Origin of the sequence: Anaerococcus senegalensis JC48 (assembly GCF_000321005.1) — a bacterium.
Classification (GTDB): domain Bacteria; phylum Bacillota; class Clostridia; order Tissierellales; family Peptoniphilaceae; genus Anaerococcus; species Anaerococcus senegalensis.
Map to the genome: position 1 here is coordinate 1,234,423 of NZ_HE578907.1, position 16,961 is coordinate 1,251,383.

The 16,961-nt window shown below is 28.3% G+C and carries 11 protein-coding genes; 5 read left to right on the top strand and 6 right to left on the bottom strand.

Annotated features, from left to right (window positions below):
- Positions 1-35: 35 nt before the first annotated feature.
- Complete coding sequence (locus ASHG_RS05935; RefSeq protein WP_040398168.1) at positions 36-2,039, top strand: hypothetical protein; 2,004 nt, start codon at positions 36-38, stop codon at positions 2,037-2,039.
- A gap of 32 nt (positions 2,040-2,071) precedes the next feature.
- On the opposite strand, the gene ASHG_RS05940 is transcribed toward ASHG_RS05935, so the two are convergent.
- From ASHG_RS05940 to pepF, 3 genes are all read right to left on the bottom strand, one after another.
- Positions 2,072-2,749 carry a CPBP family intramembrane glutamic endopeptidase gene (locus tag ASHG_RS05940; RefSeq protein ID WP_040398169.1) on the bottom strand — a complete coding sequence of 226 codons (678 nt, stop codon included), beginning with the start codon at positions 2,747-2,749 and terminating at the stop codon, positions 2,072-2,074.
- A gap of 531 nt (positions 2,750-3,280) precedes the next feature.
- Positions 3,281-4,348: a hypothetical protein gene (locus tag ASHG_RS05945; protein WP_040398171.1), complete on the bottom strand. Its 1,068-nt coding sequence runs from the start codon at positions 4,346-4,348 to the stop codon at positions 3,281-3,283.
- Positions 4,349-4,458: 110 nt separating this feature from the next.
- Positions 4,459-6,258: an oligoendopeptidase F gene (pepF, locus tag ASHG_RS05950; protein ID WP_040398173.1), complete on the bottom strand. Its 1,800-nt coding sequence runs from the start codon at positions 6,256-6,258 to the stop codon at positions 4,459-4,461.
- Positions 6,259-6,327: 69 nt separating this feature from the next.
- On the opposite strand from pepF, the gene ASHG_RS05955 reads away from it, so the two are divergent.
- Entirely contained in the window at positions 6,328-7,566 is a 1,239-nt protein-coding gene (locus ASHG_RS05955; protein WP_040398175.1) for an aminopeptidase, read from the top strand.
- Positions 7,567-7,985: 419 nt separating this feature from the next.
- Here the strand turns inward: ASHG_RS05955 and ASHG_RS05960 are convergent, their stop codons facing one another.
- The gene (locus tag ASHG_RS05960) at positions 7,986-8,333 is read right to left on the bottom strand and encodes a DUF3784 domain-containing protein (RefSeq protein ID WP_040398177.1); all 348 of its coding nucleotides are present in this window, start codon (positions 8,331-8,333) and stop codon (positions 7,986-7,988) included.
- 1,141 nt (positions 8,334-9,474) lie between these two features.
- Here ASHG_RS05960 and ASHG_RS05970 point away from each other — a divergent pair.
- Complete coding sequence (locus ASHG_RS05970) at positions 9,475-10,134, top strand: DUF6198 family protein (protein WP_040398180.1); 660 nt, start codon at positions 9,475-9,477, stop codon at positions 10,132-10,134.
- 274 nt (positions 10,135-10,408) lie between these two features.
- Here ASHG_RS05970 and ASHG_RS05975 read toward each other — a convergent pair whose 3' ends face one another.
- Positions 10,409-11,356, bottom strand: coding sequence for a 2-keto-3-deoxygluconate permease (locus ASHG_RS05975; protein WP_040398181.1), 948 nt, complete (start codon positions 11,354-11,356; stop codon positions 10,409-10,411).
- Between the two features lie 819 nt (positions 11,357-12,175).
- On the opposite strand from ASHG_RS05975, the gene ASHG_RS05980 reads away from it, so the two are divergent.
- Positions 12,176-14,137 (top strand): sodium-translocating pyrophosphatase, encoded by a 1,962-nt coding sequence (locus ASHG_RS05980; protein ID WP_040398182.1) that lies wholly within the window; start codon positions 12,176-12,178, stop codon positions 14,135-14,137.
- A gap of 1,327 nt (positions 14,138-15,464) precedes the next feature.
- Here the strand turns inward: ASHG_RS05980 and ASHG_RS05985 are convergent.
- Entirely contained in the window at positions 15,465-15,755 is a 291-nt protein-coding gene (locus tag ASHG_RS05985) for a GIY-YIG nuclease family protein (protein WP_040398183.1), read from the bottom strand.
- Positions 15,756-16,145: 390 nt separating this feature from the next.
- On the opposite strand from ASHG_RS05985, the gene ASHG_RS05990 reads away from it, so the two are divergent.
- The gene (locus ASHG_RS05990; protein ID WP_040398184.1) at positions 16,146-16,862 is read left to right on the top strand and encodes a TraX family protein; all 717 of its coding nucleotides are present in this window, start codon (positions 16,146-16,148) and stop codon (positions 16,860-16,862) included.
- Positions 16,863-16,961: the final 99 nt, after the last annotated feature.

The window sequence follows — 16,961 nt, forward strand, 5'->3', positions numbered from 1 at the left end:
ATTTTTAAAAAATATTTTTTTTAAAGGAGAAAATTATGACTAAGAAACAAGGAAAGCTTGCGCTTTATATTGGTCAAATTGGTATTCAAGGTATTTTAGTAATTCTTATTTTTTTATTACTAGCAAAAATCAAATCCTTTTCAGACCTTTACCAATCTGTTCTACTTGCAGGCGATGATATTGAAGGGGTAATTGATAGTCTTGGCTTTGGAGTTTTTAAATATATTAATAATTTCAAAGACCTGATTTCCTACATGGGATTTATAAAATTTTTATTTTTTATAAATTTGATTTTAATTTTTATAGCTATTATTATTTTTAAGGCTAATATTTTTGAATTTGTTTTCTCTGCTGTATCTAGTGGATTAATGCTTATTTCATATATTTTGATTCATCCTTTAATTAGCTTTTTTAATTTAGCTAAGTCTACTTTAAAGGGAATTAATTTTATGAATCCTGACTTTAGTGCAATGAGTGGAATTGAAGATAAATTAGAAAATCTAGGTTTACAAGCTGAAAATTTACTTATTACTTTTAGTCCTGGAAGGGTAAAATTTGCAGGTGTCCTTCTAGTTTTAGCTATAATTTCTTTTATAGCTTCTATATACTTTTTAGTAATGGCTGTTACTAAGAAAAAATATGAAAATGTGGATGATGTTGATCTTGAAGCTGTTAAGCAATCTTTCAAAGGATCTTACAACGAAGCTAAAAACACTATTGCTAATGTAAGTGAAGATTTGAGCAAAAAATTAAGAGAAGATAATAATTCTTCTAATAAAGATATTAATAATAATGAAAATAATCTCCACGAAAACAAAGAAATTTCTGAAGATTATGATGAGACTAGAATTTTAAATAGAGATGAAATTATAAATAAATCTTACGAAAAAAATGAAAATTCTAATAGTTCTTCAAGCAATAGTGGTGAAATAAAACATGGAGCTTATGATTTTTCTTCTGGTTTTAAGAAAAATGATTCTTACCAAGATATTGATAATGAAAATATTTCAAAACCTTTAAATGAAGAAAAAAGTTATGAAGACTCAAAGAAAACTTCTAATGATAATTTTAATAAAACCGAAAAATTAGGAGATTTTAATGATTCAAATAACTATAACAAGGAAAAAAAATCTTCAAATAATTTGAATAATAATGGCTCTAGTATGGCTCTTTCTAAAGACCAAAAGAAATATTTATTTATTGGTTTAGGGGTTTTGGCTGTATTTATTCTATTTTTTATAGGAAGATCAATCTATTTTGGTTTGAAACCTGATGCTGAATTTGATACTTCTGCTGTTGATATTAAATTTAGTGTAGAAGGATATAGTGGATATGCAAAAGCTTCTGCAAAAACTACAGATGCTCCAGTTTTAAGCCAATTTAAAGATAAATATTTACAAAAAGATATAGAAGAAGCTTATACTCAAAAAATCACTTTGGATAAAGAAAAAAATATCAAAAATGGTGATGTAATTACTGCAACTGTTGAATATATGGCTCAACCACCATACAAAGTTGCCTTTAGTGATGAAAAAATAGAAAAGAAATTTAAGGTTAAAGGATTAGATAAATTTATAAATTCTTACAAAGATTTAAGTCAAGATTACAAAGACAAATTTGAAGGAGATATACAAAAACAAATCTCTGACCAATATATTTCTGATGGAGGAAGTTTATTCTCATCTAAAACAAAAAATCTCGATATGGAACTTGTTGGAGTTTTTGAAAATAAGGTTCCAAAAGATGCCATTGCTAATGATGGAGTTGACAAAAATGGTAATAGTCACAGCTATCAACTTGCCTATATTTATAAGGTAAGTTATGACAAAGTCTCTAAAGATTATGACGATGATGATAATGAGATTGAAAAATTAGAACCACAAGAAACTGTTGTAGTTTATCAAGTAGATGATATTAGTGAAAATAATGGAGCTGTAAATTACAATATCCATTCCCTTTATTCAGACCTTGACGAGGCTGATGCTATAAACAAGATAAAATATGATGGATTTAATAAGGTAGATACAGAAAAAGAATAAAAAAGATCCCAAGTTTAAAGCTTGGGATTTTTTTATAGGGCAAAATATAAAATTACAGTTGAGATAAGATTCCATAAAATATGGACAAGGGCTGATAATTTTAAATTATTGGCAAAAAATCTTACCAATACTAAAACTAATCCAATTGAAAAATAAACCAAAAAGCTATAAATATCACCAGGCATATGAAGAAGTGAAAAAATAATATTTGCCAAAATAAGAGCTAAAATATCTTTAATATCTTGGTCACGTCTTCTAAAAATTTTTCTAAAAACTCCTGGTAGATATTCCCTAAAAGTATATTCTTCAACCAAAGGTCCTAATAAAACAATGTAAGAAATAAGAGCAGGAGAAAAATTCATTTTTAACATTGATTCAATTGTTTCTTGATTTTGTGGATTTGTTAAATTTGATCCAAAAATCAAATCAAGTAAAAAAGAAAGTCCATAAATTCCAACAAGAGAAATTAAAACTATTCTCAAATTATAAAAAAATCCTCCAGAAAATTTAAATTTCCTGTAAAAAATAAAGAAAAATATTAAGGCTACAAGAATATAGACTCCTGTCATAATATATAAAACTGCTTTGTCCACTCCCCTAATTAGAATACTATAACTTGCAGGGATAGGACCCAAAAACATTAATAAAAGTAAAAATATAAATTTAAAGAATCCATATTTCCCTGTAAATCTTTTAGATAAATACTTCATAAAACTCCTTTCGAATTTAACATTTTTATATTTTTACCCAAAAGAAAGAATTTTTTAAAATATATACATATTTCAAGCTTTACTTAATTCATGAGATCTCTCCATTCCCTACGGTCAGTCGAGATGGGTTTGTGCTGCTATTGTTTAACTGCTAAAGTTAAATTTTATTTTTAGAAGTTATAGATTCTTTTTTCTTATGATTGAACTTTATTTATATAGCACAAATATAGTACAAAATTATGCTCTCCTTAGTATTTGATTCTAAAATTTTTTAAATCATTCGAAGGATTTGAATATATCAAATAATTAAACCCATCTCGAGCCCAGTCGAGAGATCTCTTTATTATTTTTAGAAATCAATGTTTCTTTTCATTGAATTATCTGCGTTCCTATTTTTCTCTCTTCTTAATTTCTTATGAGATCTATCGACTCATTTCATACGATAAATCGGGATAAAAGCGAATCCGACGATTTTTTATCTGCTCAAGATGGGTTTATTTTTATCTTATTTAATTGCTGAAGTTTAAAATTTTACTTATTTTCAGACTTTTTTATATTTTTCCTTATATTATCAAATTCTTCTTCACTCACAAATTTTCTTAAATTTTTTGAACTTATCATTCCACTTTGATTTGGAAAATGATAGAAAAACTCATTTCTAATTGTTGTCATATATTCTCCAATGGCTTCCTGTGTTATCTTTTTATTGTTTAATTCATATAAAGAATAGATTAATCTTTTTTCCCAATTACTATAGCTTCTAAATATAAAAATAGGTTTATTGGAATTTTTATTATTTTTATATTTTCCTATTCGATACCATATGATATAACAAGCAAATAAAGAAATTTCTGATTTTAAAATATCATTACTTATTGTGCTAGCATTTTTAGATCTAAATGGACACAATTCCATATTTACGATTTTATCTGTATTTTCTAATGTACCTTCACCTGTATTGTCAATTAATTTGTCAAAATAATTATCAATATAGTATGTACCTAGTTCTGGATTTTTCAATTCTTTTGTTAAAGTAGATTCATCACTTATTATTAAATTTTTAAGTTTTTCTATATTAATTTTTCTTTTTTTATCATCATTTTTCCATTCTTTATAAGAATTGATAATTCTCCAAAATTCATCATCTATAGGGTCTTTTTTATCTTCTAATAGGGGTGGTTTTGTATAATAATCTTCTAAGCTGCATATTTTAGCACTTTCCTTTTTTGAAGATTCACTTTTATGAATCAAATTATTATCCAGTATGCCTATAACATTTGGATTAAATAAACATAGATATATAAAGCCATCTTTGTAATTTCCATGAACATGAGAAGGTAAGCCATAATGAATATTAGCAACCTTGTCCTTATCTTCTTCATTTATCTTTTCACCTATTCTATTTAGCTTGTCTACCCAAGAAAAATCAGAATCGTTTTTCTCTAAACTTTCAAAAAATTTATTAAAAACTTCTTCTAATTTTATTTTTTCATAAGGATTTTTCTTATCAAGATTATCGCTGTCATGATTTTCATTTTCTTCTGCAAAATCTATTAAAGATTTTTTTAATTTTTTAAATATAACTTCATTATTTTCCATAATATCCCTCCATTTTTTCTTACTCTATTCCTACCCCAAAAATCAACGAAAAAAGGAAGGATTGGCTCCTTCCTTTTGGTTTTTTGATACTTTTTTGTTTTTACTATTTTCTATTCATAAAGACCAAGCTTTTCGCAAAGCTCATCTATTTGGTCAACTATTTGACCTATAAATTCAATGGTTTCTTCTAAGGCTTTTGTGTTTGTCATATCTACTCCAGCTTTTTTTGCAAGATCCATTGGGCTTAGGGTTGATCCTAGGGTTAGAACTTCTCTCCAATTTTTGATGTCTTTTTCATCTCCATTTATTATTTTTTCAGAAACTTTTGTTCCTATTGTAAGTCCTGCTGAATAAGTGTATGGATAAAGTCCCATGTAATAATGTGGTTGGCGCATCCATGTTAAATCTGATCCTTCTACAAGTTTTACATCCTCTCCCCAGAATTCTTTTAATTTTTTATTAAAAATTTCTTTAAAATCTTCTGCTGTTAGGCTTTCTCCCTTGTCAATTCTCTCGTAAACTTCTCTTTGGAAGGCTGCTTCTAGAAAATGGGTTACAAAATTGTGGTAGTAGGTTTTTGAAATCATCGTATCCAAAACCCACAATTTTTCCCTATCGTCCTTGGCATTTTTTAGTAAATATCTTTCCATGGTTATTTCGTTTGCTGTTGATGGGCTTTCTACAAAATACATAGAAACATCTGTGTTTATTGCATCTTGATTTTTGTTTGTATTTTCAAAATGTCCAGCGTGGCCCAATTCGTGAGCAAGAGTCATTACTTGACTCATGTCCTTATTGTAGGTTGTCATTATATAGGAGTGGCAGCCGTAAGGTGTATCGCAAAATGCTCCGGTTCTTTTTCCTTCGTTTTGTGCATAGTCAATCCACCTATCGCTAAAGGCTTTTTTGAGCATTTCTACATAATCATCTCCTAAAACTTTAAGCCCATCTACTATATAATCTCTAGCTTCTTCGATTTCAATTTCTTTAGAAAAACCAGAATCAATTGAAAGTTTTAAATCTGCATAGGTCATCTCGTCAAGTTTGTAAACTTTTTTCAAAATATTTGCATATTTTCTCATATGTTTTGGAAGTTTTTCCATTATTGTATTGATATGATTATCGTAAATTTCTCTTGGAATATCTTGGTAAGACAAAAGCATATCGATTACTGAATCGAATCCTCTTAAATTTGCGAGAATTTTTTCATTATTTATGTGGGTATTATAAATTGCTCCGTTTCCTGATTCATAACGAGCAAGTGCCTTATGATAGTTTTTAAAAGCTTCTCTTCTAATTTTTGTATTTTTATCACCTTCGTAATATTCTTCAAAAGTATTGTGATTTAATGGAATATTTTTTCCATCTATTTTAATATCATCAACTTTTATATCTCCATAACGCAATGACGCATATTCACCGTAAGGAGCATCAAAAGTTGGCCCTAATTTTGAAATAACTTCTTCAGCCGCATCATCTAAAATATGATCTTTTTTGTCCAAGGCTTTTTTTAGAAAATAATCATAATCTTTGTGATTTTCTCTAACTTCATTTATAATTTTTTCATCTATTTTTGTCAAAAGTCCATCAAAAAAAGTTAAATTTGCATAGATATCGCTTGCCTTTGACCCAAAATTTGCATATCTTTTTTGTGGGTGTGGGTCATTGGCATCAACTTCTGTAGAAATTCCCGCAAAAGATCCAAGCCTGTGCATAGACCCATAAATTTCTGACAAATCTTTTAAGGCCTTATATAATTTATCAGAAGTATCTATTTGACTGTAAGTTGTTTTGAAATTTTCACTTGCCTTTATTGTTTTATCAAGTTCTTCATAAAATTTCTCATCACTTTCAAATAAATCCTCCAATCTCCATGTTTCTTTTATATTAACTTCGTTTCTTTTTACCATATTTTCCCTCCATTTCTACATTTTATTATACCATCACAATAGAGTATAATGAAAAAAACGGAGGGAAATATGACAGTAAACAAAAATAAATTAGAAAATTATGCAAAACTTGCAGTTGAATTTGGTGTAAATGTGCAAAAAAATGAAGATGTTTTGATAAATTCATCCTTGGAAAATCCAGCTCTTGCAAGACTAATTGCAAAATATGCCTATGAGAAGGGAGCAAGACTTGTAAGCATTAATTGGAAAGATGAAGAGCTTACAAAATTAAAATACACCTATGAGACCCAAGAAACTTTAAACGAAGTTCCTGATTATATTATAGAAAAGAATATCTACCAACTTGAAAAACACAGATCAAACAGAATTTCTATAATTGGTGACGATCCAGACTTATTAAAAGATTTGGACCAAAAAAAGATAGCAGAAGCTGTTAGAGAAAATTCTTTGAAATTAAAAGATTTTGTAAAATACACCATGAATGATATGGTTTCATGGCTTGTGATTGCCTACCCAACCAAAAAATGGGCAAAGAAAATTTTCCCAGACCTTACCGAAGAAAAAGCAGTAGATAAATTATGGGAGGTGATTTTTGATGTGAGCCGTGTTGATGAAGATTGGGAAAAAACAAAGAAAAACTGGAACGACCATATAAATTTATTAAATGAAAAGGCAGAATTTTTAAATTCTCACCAATTTGACGAAGTTCATTATAAGTCAAAAAATGGAACAGATTTGAGAGTAAAATTGCCAAAAAATCACATTTGGATGTCAGCTTCATCAAAAAACGAAAAAGGCGATTTGTTTTTGCCAAATATTCCAACAGAAGAAGTTTTCACTTCCCCACAATTTGACGGAGTTGATGGAAGGCTTGTTGCAGTAAAACCTCTTGTTTATAATGGGGTTATAATAAATAATTTTGAATTTACATTTGAAAAGGGAAAAGTTGTAGATTTTAAGGCAGAAGAAGGCTACGATACCCTAAAAGAAATGTTAGAATCAGACGAAAACGCAAAATATTTGGGAGAAATTGCCCTAGTTCCTTACGAATCTCCAATTTCAAAATCAAATATTTTATTTTTTAACACCCTATTCGATGAAAACGCATCCTGCCACTTTGCCCTTGGAAAAGCCTACCCAACAACTATAAAAGGTGGAACAGAAGTTGAAGACAAAGACCTTCACAAAATTGGTTTAAATGATTCTTTAATCCACGAAGATTTTATGGTAGGAGCTAAAGATTTAACAATAAAAGCCTACAAAGACGGGGAAGAATATGATGTATTTGTTGATGGAAATTGGGCGTAAAAATTTTTTAAGTGATCTAATTTATAGTGAAAAATTAAATAAATAAATTCTTTAGATATTATTTTAATATCTTATTAACCCATCTCGAGCCGAGTCGAGAGGTCTCATAGATTATGTAAGCTTAACATAAATTTCAATCATAGAAATCTCAATGTAAGAATAAATCAAAATCCAAAATTAATGAAGAGATCTCTCGACTCATTTCATACGATAAATCGGGATAAACAACCGACACCGACGGTTGTTTATCTGCTCGAGATGGGTTTGACTTCGTTTTGAATTTTATATTAAAATTTTATAAATAAGTAAAAAATAATAATCTATTTTAAAAATATAAGTTATAAAAATTCCTCCTGATTAGTTTTTATCTAGCAAAATCAGGAGATTTTATACACAAACTATTTCAAAGCTTCTAGGAATTATTTTCTTACAGAATAGTTAACAACTACAATTCCTAAAATCGTAATTATTCCAAATAACCCCCATGCTCCCATAAGAATATCATTATAAAGCTTAATATTCTTAACAAAAAAACTAGAAAAAAAGGCAATAACTAAAGGTATGCTCATTATAAAAGTCATTTTTTTGACTTTAGATAGATATCCTTTTCTTATTAGCTCTTCTTTCTTATCTTCTTCCATAGTATTAAATCCTGCTATAATATTTCCACTAGTCTTATCTATCATATATGAAGAAAATAAGCATAAAATAATTGGAATCAACAAAAATATTTTAACAGTAATATCTTTGGGATCTGCTAAATTCATATGTAAATACCACTCCTCCAAAAGTTAAAATTTTATCTCAATTAAAATAGAAAATATCATTATATAGTCATTATACCCATCAGGATATAGTCATTATACCCATCAGGTTTTAAGTCTTTAAATATTTTTCATATACTATCATTTTTTTGATATTATCAAATATTTTCTCATTAATATAAAAAACGGCTCATTGTCTATCATTACTTTAATATAATCTAATTTGGTTTTATCAAAATTAATATATTCATTAAACCTATATTTCAATCTAAAATATAAACTTTAGCCTTCAAATAAATAGTATATTCACCCATCTCGAGCCTAGTCGAGAGATCTCATTTTAAATGTAAACATAAAATTATATATAACTTAGAATTTAAAAAATTATATAATGAGAACATATTGAAAATAAAATAAGAAGATGTAAAATAATATTAAACATGGAGTCGAATATAGCCATGACTAATTAAAAAGACAGGAGCTGCCACTCCTGTCTTTTTATGTGCTAATTATCGTTTTTTATATATCTATCTAGCCACTTGCTAATATAATGAGCTATTATACTAGCTACAATAGATATAATCATAGAGTCGAATTTTTCCATAACTTCACCTCCCAACTGTTACCAGTTTGGGTACGATAACAAAGTTATTATATCATTTTAAAAAATCGTTAACTATTAAATTGAAATTTCACTGGTAAAAAATAAATTAAAATCCATAATTAATACAGAGATCTCTCGACTCATTTCATTCGCTCGAGATGGGTTTGGCTTCGTTTAATCTCAAATAACTTCTTCTCTCTATATAGTTTTGGTTTCTTCAAGTTTAAATTCTCAAAAAAACAATAAAACTTTACAATTTTTAAAAACGAGGTATCATAATATCCGAAGAACTGTTGTAAAACGGTGGTTACCGATTTTTGTCGGTAGTTTTTATCTGATGCATGGAAGTTGAGTGTGCCTATTAAGTGCCTGATGTGGGATTTACTTGGCCTTAAATTCTTCTATAAGCTCAGAGTTTTTACAAGAAAAAATAATCTAAACAAAAAAGCATCAACACCAGCCGAAGATTGCGCGATTAGTTATTACTAAGACAGCAGTCTTTTTTGTTTTGCTAATCGCCAGAGATTAGGAGTGAAATTTATGCTCAGAAAATTTCTGAGAAGTTTAGAAGTTACGAAAAAAGAATTTTTGATTATTTCCCTTGGTTGTGCAATTATGGCCTTTGGGGTAATAAATGTCCACGAACAAGCACAAATTACTGAAGGTGGAGTTTTGGGACTCGGTTTATTTTTGAAAAAAACTTTTGATATGAACCTTGCCTACACAACTCCAATTTTAGATGGCTTGTGTTATCTTTTAGGATTTTCAATGCTAGGAAGAATATTTTTAAAAAAATCAATTGTTGCAACAATAATGTTTGCAGTATTTTATTGGATTTTTGATTTTATTGGACCAGTAATACCAAGCCTATACGATATGCCTTTCCTTGCTGCCATTTTTGGTGGAATATTTATTGGATGTGGCTGTGGGATAGCAGTAACAGCCGGAGGATGTGCAGGAGGCGATGACGCCTTGGCAATGACAATTTCCAAAAAAACAAACTGGCCAATATCAAGAGCCTACTTGTTTACAGATTATTTGGTCCTCGGCTTATCATTAATTTATATTCCATTTGGACACTTAATTTATTCATTTTTAACAACAATTATCTCATCATTTTTGATAGGACAATTTGAATTAAAAATGGAAATGCCAGCATGGCAAGTATGCCAAGGAAATTTAAATCACGCTAAAAGTTAAATTAAAAAGGATATTTCAAAGTATAAAAGTATTTTGAAATATCCTTTTTTTATTATTTGCTAATGTTTTTTCTAAATTTTCACCTAAATCTTTAATCTTTTAAGTACTTACTTTATTTATAATTATATTTAATCCACAATATAACATACTAAATCTCTTCTCATTTACATTTTTTTATTTTCGTCTTTCTTTTATGGATAAATATCTACATAAACATATATTTATAGCCTATATAGGATATTTTCACCTAAATTTATGTATTGATTTAAAATTTTTATCTTTTAATTTTTTTTACACCAAATTTTTTATTCCACAAACCTACCGCAATAGGAACTAAAATTGATGTAAAAATTACAACTGTACCAAGTTGAGCTTGAGAGATTGCTCTTGTTGCTTGCCATGATTTATCTAGATCTGAAACCAAAGCTGGGACAATAATAGCATTTCCTGCTGCTGTATAAATTGAGATACCTGCCCAGCCTGGTCTTTTATTTATTAAAATATCTGCTGGAACTGTAAATAAAAATGCAGACAAAACTGTCAAAATACTTAAAATAATTCCTCCTAGTCCCCCTTCAATTATTGTAGAAAGATTAATACTTGCCCCAATAGAAAAACCCAAAAATACTAATATATACTTTTGACTTTGTCCAAGAAACTTGCAAAAGTCTTTGTCAATATTTCCAAGAAAAATTCCAACAAGAATTGGAAGGGCTAAATCTAGAATTGATGATGGAGTTATATCGGCAACTTTTAAAATTGAAAGAGTTAAAAAAGTAAAAATTGGTACAGAAATAATAGAAGTAATAGCTGCTGATGCCATATCATATTCATCTCCATAATCATTAATAAGACCTACAAAAATAGAATTATTTTGATTAGAAATTGCAGCTATAAAACAAAGACTAGTTATACCAAAAATCCCCTTATTTCCAAAAAGTTTTATAAAAATAAATCCCAAAGCAATGGAACTTAACCATTTAAAAATAAACAAAGTAAGGCCACGGCTAAGGGCTTTCTTTAATCTAGATAATGTAAGTTGACTACCTACAGCAACTAAAGTTATCGATATAATAGCATTAAGTCCATCAACAGATGCGATTGAAGATGAGGTTGGACCAAGGTTAAAAAACTTGGGGAAAAATGAATTGATAAAAGCTGCAAAAAGCATTGGAACAACAATTAAAGCAGCTGGTACTTTTCTAAAAATTTTACTAAACATAATAACTCCTTAATAATTATATAAATTTTACCAATTTACATAATTAATTATACACAAAAAACGATGAGGTTATAAATACACTACTCTAAAATATTTATTTAATTTCACGATTATTTTTTAATCCATAACCTTAAAACCGTAAATTTTCTTATTACATATAAATATATTAACTGTGTGAATTATTATTTTGTGCATTAAATATTTTTATATTCACTTAATCAATGAGATCTCTCGACTTAGCTCGAGATGGGTTAATTTAAGATTTCTTTAATTACTAAAGTATATTTTTTACTTTTATTTTTTATCATTTAATTTTTATTTGATATATCTCTAAAGATATTATTTCATTATTATTTATATTACTATTTTAAAAGATTAGAAAATTTTGATTTTAATAAATAAATTCAAAATAAAAAATAATTAGAACAATTAATATCTATAACCAATAAATAAGCTTTGATTTTGTATATTCATCCCTAAAATGAGTGGGGATTAATAACCGTTAATTTTCGTATTAATCCTAAAAACTGGTGCGAGATAAAAAACCAAAACGACAGCTATTTATTTGTTCGATACTGGTTTGTATTTGCTTTTTTTATTACTAAAGCACAAGCTTAATTATTTAAAATTTTACTATAATAATCTATTTTTTATCTATAAGTCTTATATTATTGATTTAAAAATTAATAATTTTATTTAAATATTTATTTTTTTATTAAAATTTCTATTAATATTTTGAAATTACTTGTAAAAACAATTGTTTATATCTATATTATGTTATATAATAGTAAGAGTAAAATTTAATAATAGGAGGAATTTATGTTATCTGATTTTTTACCTGTTATAGTAGCAGTTATCGCTATTTGTTTTATGGCATTACAAATTAAAACAAATATACTTCCAGTTAGCGAAGGTAACGATAGAATGAGAACTATATCAGGAAATATTAAAGAAGGAGCTATGGCATTTATATCTCGTGAGTATAAATACGTTATTATTTTTGTGATTGTTGTCGCAATTCTTATAGCAATTTTTATCAACGTAAGTACCATGATTTGTTATATACTTGGTTCCTTATTATCAATGGCAGCAGGATATGTAGGTATGAGAATTTCTACAGCCTCAAATGCTAGATGTACAAACGAAGCTATGGAAAGTGGACTTTCTTCAGCTCTTAAAGTTGCTTTTGCTGGTGGATCTGTAATGGGATTTGCAGTAACAGGATTTGGACTTTTGGGAGTTGGAATTGTTTATTTAATCTTTAGAGACCCAGCAATTCTTATGGGATATTCTTTTGGAGCAAGTTCAGTTGCACTTTTCGCAAGAGTTGGTGGAGGAATCTACACAAAAGCTGCAGACGTTGGAGCTGACCTTGTAGGTAAAGTTGAAAAAGGAATTCCAGAAGACGATCCAAGAAACCCAGCAGTTATAGCTGATAACGTAGGAGATAACGTTGGGGACGTTGCAGGAATGGGAGCTGACCTTTTCGAATCATATGCAGGAGCAATCCTTTCATCAATGGTTCTAGGTTTTTCAATATTTGGAGATGCAGGAATTAGATTCCCACTTGTATTAGCATCAATAGGAATTATTGCATCAGTTCTTTCAGCATTCTTATTCTTAAGAAAGAAACAAAAATCACCACAATCTGCCCTAATGATGACAATTTATTTATCAGGAGCAATTGTACTAATAGCATCATTTATACTTTCACCAATTTTCTTTGGAAATATGAAAGCTGCAATTTGTATAGTTGTAGGAATTATTGTTGGTATTGCAATAGGATTTTTATCAGAAGTATTTACATCTGAAAAATATAGTCAAGTAAAAAGAATAGCAGAAGAAAGTCAAACTGGAGCTGCAACAAACATAATCGCAGGATTATCAAGTGGTATGCTTTCAACAGTTGGACCAATCATACTTATAGCTGTAGGAATTTTAATTTCATTCCATACAATGCAAATGTACGGAATTGCCCTTGCAGCAGTAGGAATGCTTTCAATCACAGCAACAACAGTAACAGTTGATGCTTATGGACCAATTTCTGATAATGCTGGTGGAATCGCTGAAATGAGCGGACTTGATGAATCAGTTCGTGAAATCACAGATAACCTTGATTCAGTTGGAAATACAACAGCAGCAATTGGTAAAGGATTTGCGATTGGATCTGCAGCATTAACTGCACTTTCATTATTCGTAACTTATACAGACACATTAAACCTTGACAATCTTTCATTACTTGATTCAAAAGTAGTTGCAGGAATGTTTGTAGGTGGAATGTTACCATTCTTGTTCTCAGCTTTAACAATGAATTCAGTAGGAAAAGCTGCAACAGAAATGATCAATGAAGTAAGAAGACAATTTAAAGAAAAACCAGGTATTCTAGAAGGAACAGAAGATCCAGATTATGCATCTTGTGTAGATATTTCAACAAGAGCATCCCTAAAAGAAATGGTAATACCAGGAGCACTAGCTATAGTAGTACCATTATTTGTAGGAAAATTATTTGGAGCTGAAACACTTGGTGGACTTTTAGCAGGAGCTCTAGTTACAGGCGTATTAATGGCAATATTTATGTCAAATGCTGGTGGAGCTTGGGATAATGCTAAAAAATATATAGAATCTGGAGCAGAAGGTGGAAAAAATTCACCATCACACCATGCTGCAGTAGTAGGTGATACAGTAGGAGATCCATTCAAAGATACATCTGGACCATCACTTAATATCCTTGTAAAACTTATAACAGTAGTATCTGTTGTATGTGCAGGATTATTTATCTAATATAAAAATAAAAGCTGTTACAATAATTTTTGTAGCAGCTTATTTTTTTGATATTTTTTATTAGTTTTAATGAAGATTTTTAAATTTTCCTTGATTTTTTATTATATGCATACTTTAATTCTACAATATTTAATCCAAGAGATCTCTCGACTTCGCTCGAGATGGGTAGGTGCTCTTTTTGATTTATTACTAAAGTTCTTAATTTCTAATATTCTTATATTGACTTTTATATTAATTATTTACATTTATAATAAACCAAACGAAGTATAACCCATCTCGAGCTTGCCGAGAGATCTCTGGATTTTTTGTGATTATAATTCTGTTTTTACCTTGGATTATCTTCGCCTATTTTTTAAATATTTACTTTTTCTCTTGATTTACTTAATACCTGAGATCTCTCGACTTCGCTCGAGATGGGGTAATGGTAGTTTTTATTAATTGCTAAAGTTTTTGATTTTCCTTTATAGCTCATAGAATTTTTTTGATACTAGCTCTATCTTTAGGATTACTTATATAATGAAATCTCTTCACTCCCTCTACTCGGTCGAGATGGGTGATTATTATCTTTATTTTATTACTAAAGTTCTTATTTTCTTAATATTCTCATATTGCCTTTTATATTAATTATTAATTTACGTTTATAATAAACCAAACGAAGTATAACCCATTTCGAGCCTGCCGAGAGATCTCTGGATTGTATTGTGATAATAATTCCATTTTTACCTTAGCTTATCTATAGATATTTCTTTAAATATCTACTTTTCTCTTGATTTACTTAATACAAGAGATCTCTCCACTCCCTACACTTGGTCGAGATGGGTAATAGCTCTCTTTTTAATTTATTACTAAAGTTCTTATTTTCTTAATATTCTCATATTGACTTTTATAATTAATTATTTATTTACATTTATAATAAACCAAACGAAGTATAACCCATTTCGAGCCTGTCGAGAAATCTCTTTGTTAACTTTGCTTATATTTTTGATTGTACCTTGTGTTATCTGCGATCGTTTTTAAATACAACTTTTTTTCTCGCTTCACTTTTTCAATGAGATCTCTCGACTTCGCTCGAGATGGGTTATTGTTGGATTTTCTTAATTACTAAAGTAACTGTCTTATTATTTTATTGTTTCATTTAATTTATATTTCTTGTTTTTAAAGTATTCATTTTTTTAATTTAAATATTAATTTTTAATGAATAATATTTTCCAATATACTAAAACAAAGTTAGTACCATCTCGAGTGAGCAAAGCGAATCGAGAGATCTCTTTATTAAATTTATCTTATAATTTTACTATTCTTGTATTTTTTCTAAATTAAAAATAACTCACCTATACCAATCTAAGGATAAGTCTCTCCACTTTGGATTTATTGAATTTATTAATCTATTTTTCTTTTCCCTACTCCGTCTTTTTAGTTGTTTTTCCCTGGATAAGGCCTCGTATTTATCGTCTAAATATTCATAATATACCAATTTTGTACAATTATATTTGTCAGTAAAGCCTTCTACAACATGATTTCTGTGTTCATATAGTCTTTTTTCTAAATTGTAGGTATAGCCTATATAGATTGTGGAATTGCTATTATTTGCCAATATGTACACATAATAGTCTGACATTTTAATACTCCCTTTTGAAATTTTATTTAATTTAAAATTACCCATATAGATTAAAATTAAATCTCGATTTTTAATTTATTAAAATTCTTATATTTAATTATAAATCATTTTTCACACTTCATAGTTTCCAAGAAATCCTAGCGAAGTATAAACCCATCTCGAGCAGATAAATAACCGTCGATTTCGGTTGTTTATCCCGATTTATCGTATGCAATGAGTCGAGAGATCTCTGGATTATGTTGTGATGATAATTCCATTTTTACCTTGGATTATCTTTGGCTTTTTCTATTTAATAAATTATTTAATATATACTTACTAGAAAAAAATTACCGAATTATATATGAAAAAATGAAAATATAGTATAATAAATAAAAAAACTAAGGAGAAAAAATGGAAAAATTAAAACAAATACAAGAAAAATTTCAAATAAACGGAGCTATCTTAAAATATATAGCCTTTATTTCAATGTTTATAGATCATTTTAACAAAGCAATTATAACACCTTTATTAAATTATCAACAACCACTTGTCTTTATATCTTCATTATTTGATATAATTGGACGAATAGCTTTTCCAATTTTTGCCTTTATGATTGTTGAAGGCTTTTATAAAACTAAATCTAGGTGGAAATATCTAAGAAATCTTTTGATTTTCGCCATAATATCAGAAATTCCTTACGATATGTTTCAATCAAAAGTTTTTATAAATAATAGATCACAAAATATAATGTGGGCCCTTGCCCTTGGGCTTTTTACCCTTATTATTGTCGATAAATTAAAAGAAAAAATTAAAAATAAGTATATTTGGATTTTCGTATCAGTAATTATAGTTGCAATAAATGCAATTTTAGCAACCCTTTTATCTTTTGACTATGATTATTATTCCATAATAATAATTTTTATCCTATATATTTTCTACAACAAAAGATTTGTAGGAAGCTTATTATCTTATCTTGTGATAATAAAAGAAATTTATGCAATTTTAGGTTTTGCAATAATTAATTTATATAATGGAGAAAAAGGAAAGCAAAATAAATTGTTTAATTATTTATTTTACCCTGTACATTTATTTATACTTGGGATTTGTAGATTTATATTTGGGTTGTAGGGTTTTGAATTTCTAAAATATTAAAATTAAGATAATACGAATATTACGGTAAGAAAGAGATCTCTCCACTCACTTCACTTGGTCGAGATGGGTAATAGC

Bases quoted from the DNA above. Each gene is read 5' to 3' on its own strand.
- ASHG_RS05935 (WP_040398168.1), top strand. From the start codon at position 36: ATGACTAAGAAACAAGGAAAGCTTGCGCTTTATATTGGTCAAATTGGT.
- ASHG_RS05940 (WP_040398169.1), bottom strand. From the start codon at position 2,749: ATGAAGTATTTATCTAAAAGATTTACAGGGAAATATGGATTCTTTAAA.
- ASHG_RS05945 (WP_040398171.1), bottom strand. From the start codon at position 4,348: ATGGAAAATAATGAAGTTATATTTAAAAAATTAAAAAAATCTTTAATA.
- pepF (WP_040398173.1), bottom strand. From the start codon at position 6,258: ATGGTAAAAAGAAACGAAGTTAATATAAAAGAAACATGGAGATTGGAG.
- ASHG_RS05955 (WP_040398175.1), top strand. From the start codon at position 6,328: ATGACAGTAAACAAAAATAAATTAGAAAATTATGCAAAACTTGCAGTT.
- ASHG_RS05960 (WP_040398177.1), bottom strand. From the start codon at position 8,333: ATGAATTTAGCAGATCCCAAAGATATTACTGTTAAAATATTTTTGTTG.
- ASHG_RS05970 (WP_040398180.1), top strand. From the start codon at position 9,475: ATGCTCAGAAAATTTCTGAGAAGTTTAGAAGTTACGAAAAAAGAATTT.
- ASHG_RS05975 (WP_040398181.1), bottom strand. From the start codon at position 11,356: ATGTTTAGTAAAATTTTTAGAAAAGTACCAGCTGCTTTAATTGTTGTT.
- ASHG_RS05980 (WP_040398182.1), top strand. From the start codon at position 12,176: ATGTTATCTGATTTTTTACCTGTTATAGTAGCAGTTATCGCTATTTGT.
- ASHG_RS05985 (WP_040398183.1), bottom strand. From the start codon at position 15,755: ATGTCAGACTATTATGTGTACATATTGGCAAATAATAGCAATTCCACA.
- ASHG_RS05990 (WP_040398184.1), top strand. From the start codon at position 16,146: ATGGAAAAATTAAAACAAATACAAGAAAAATTTCAAATAAACGGAGCT.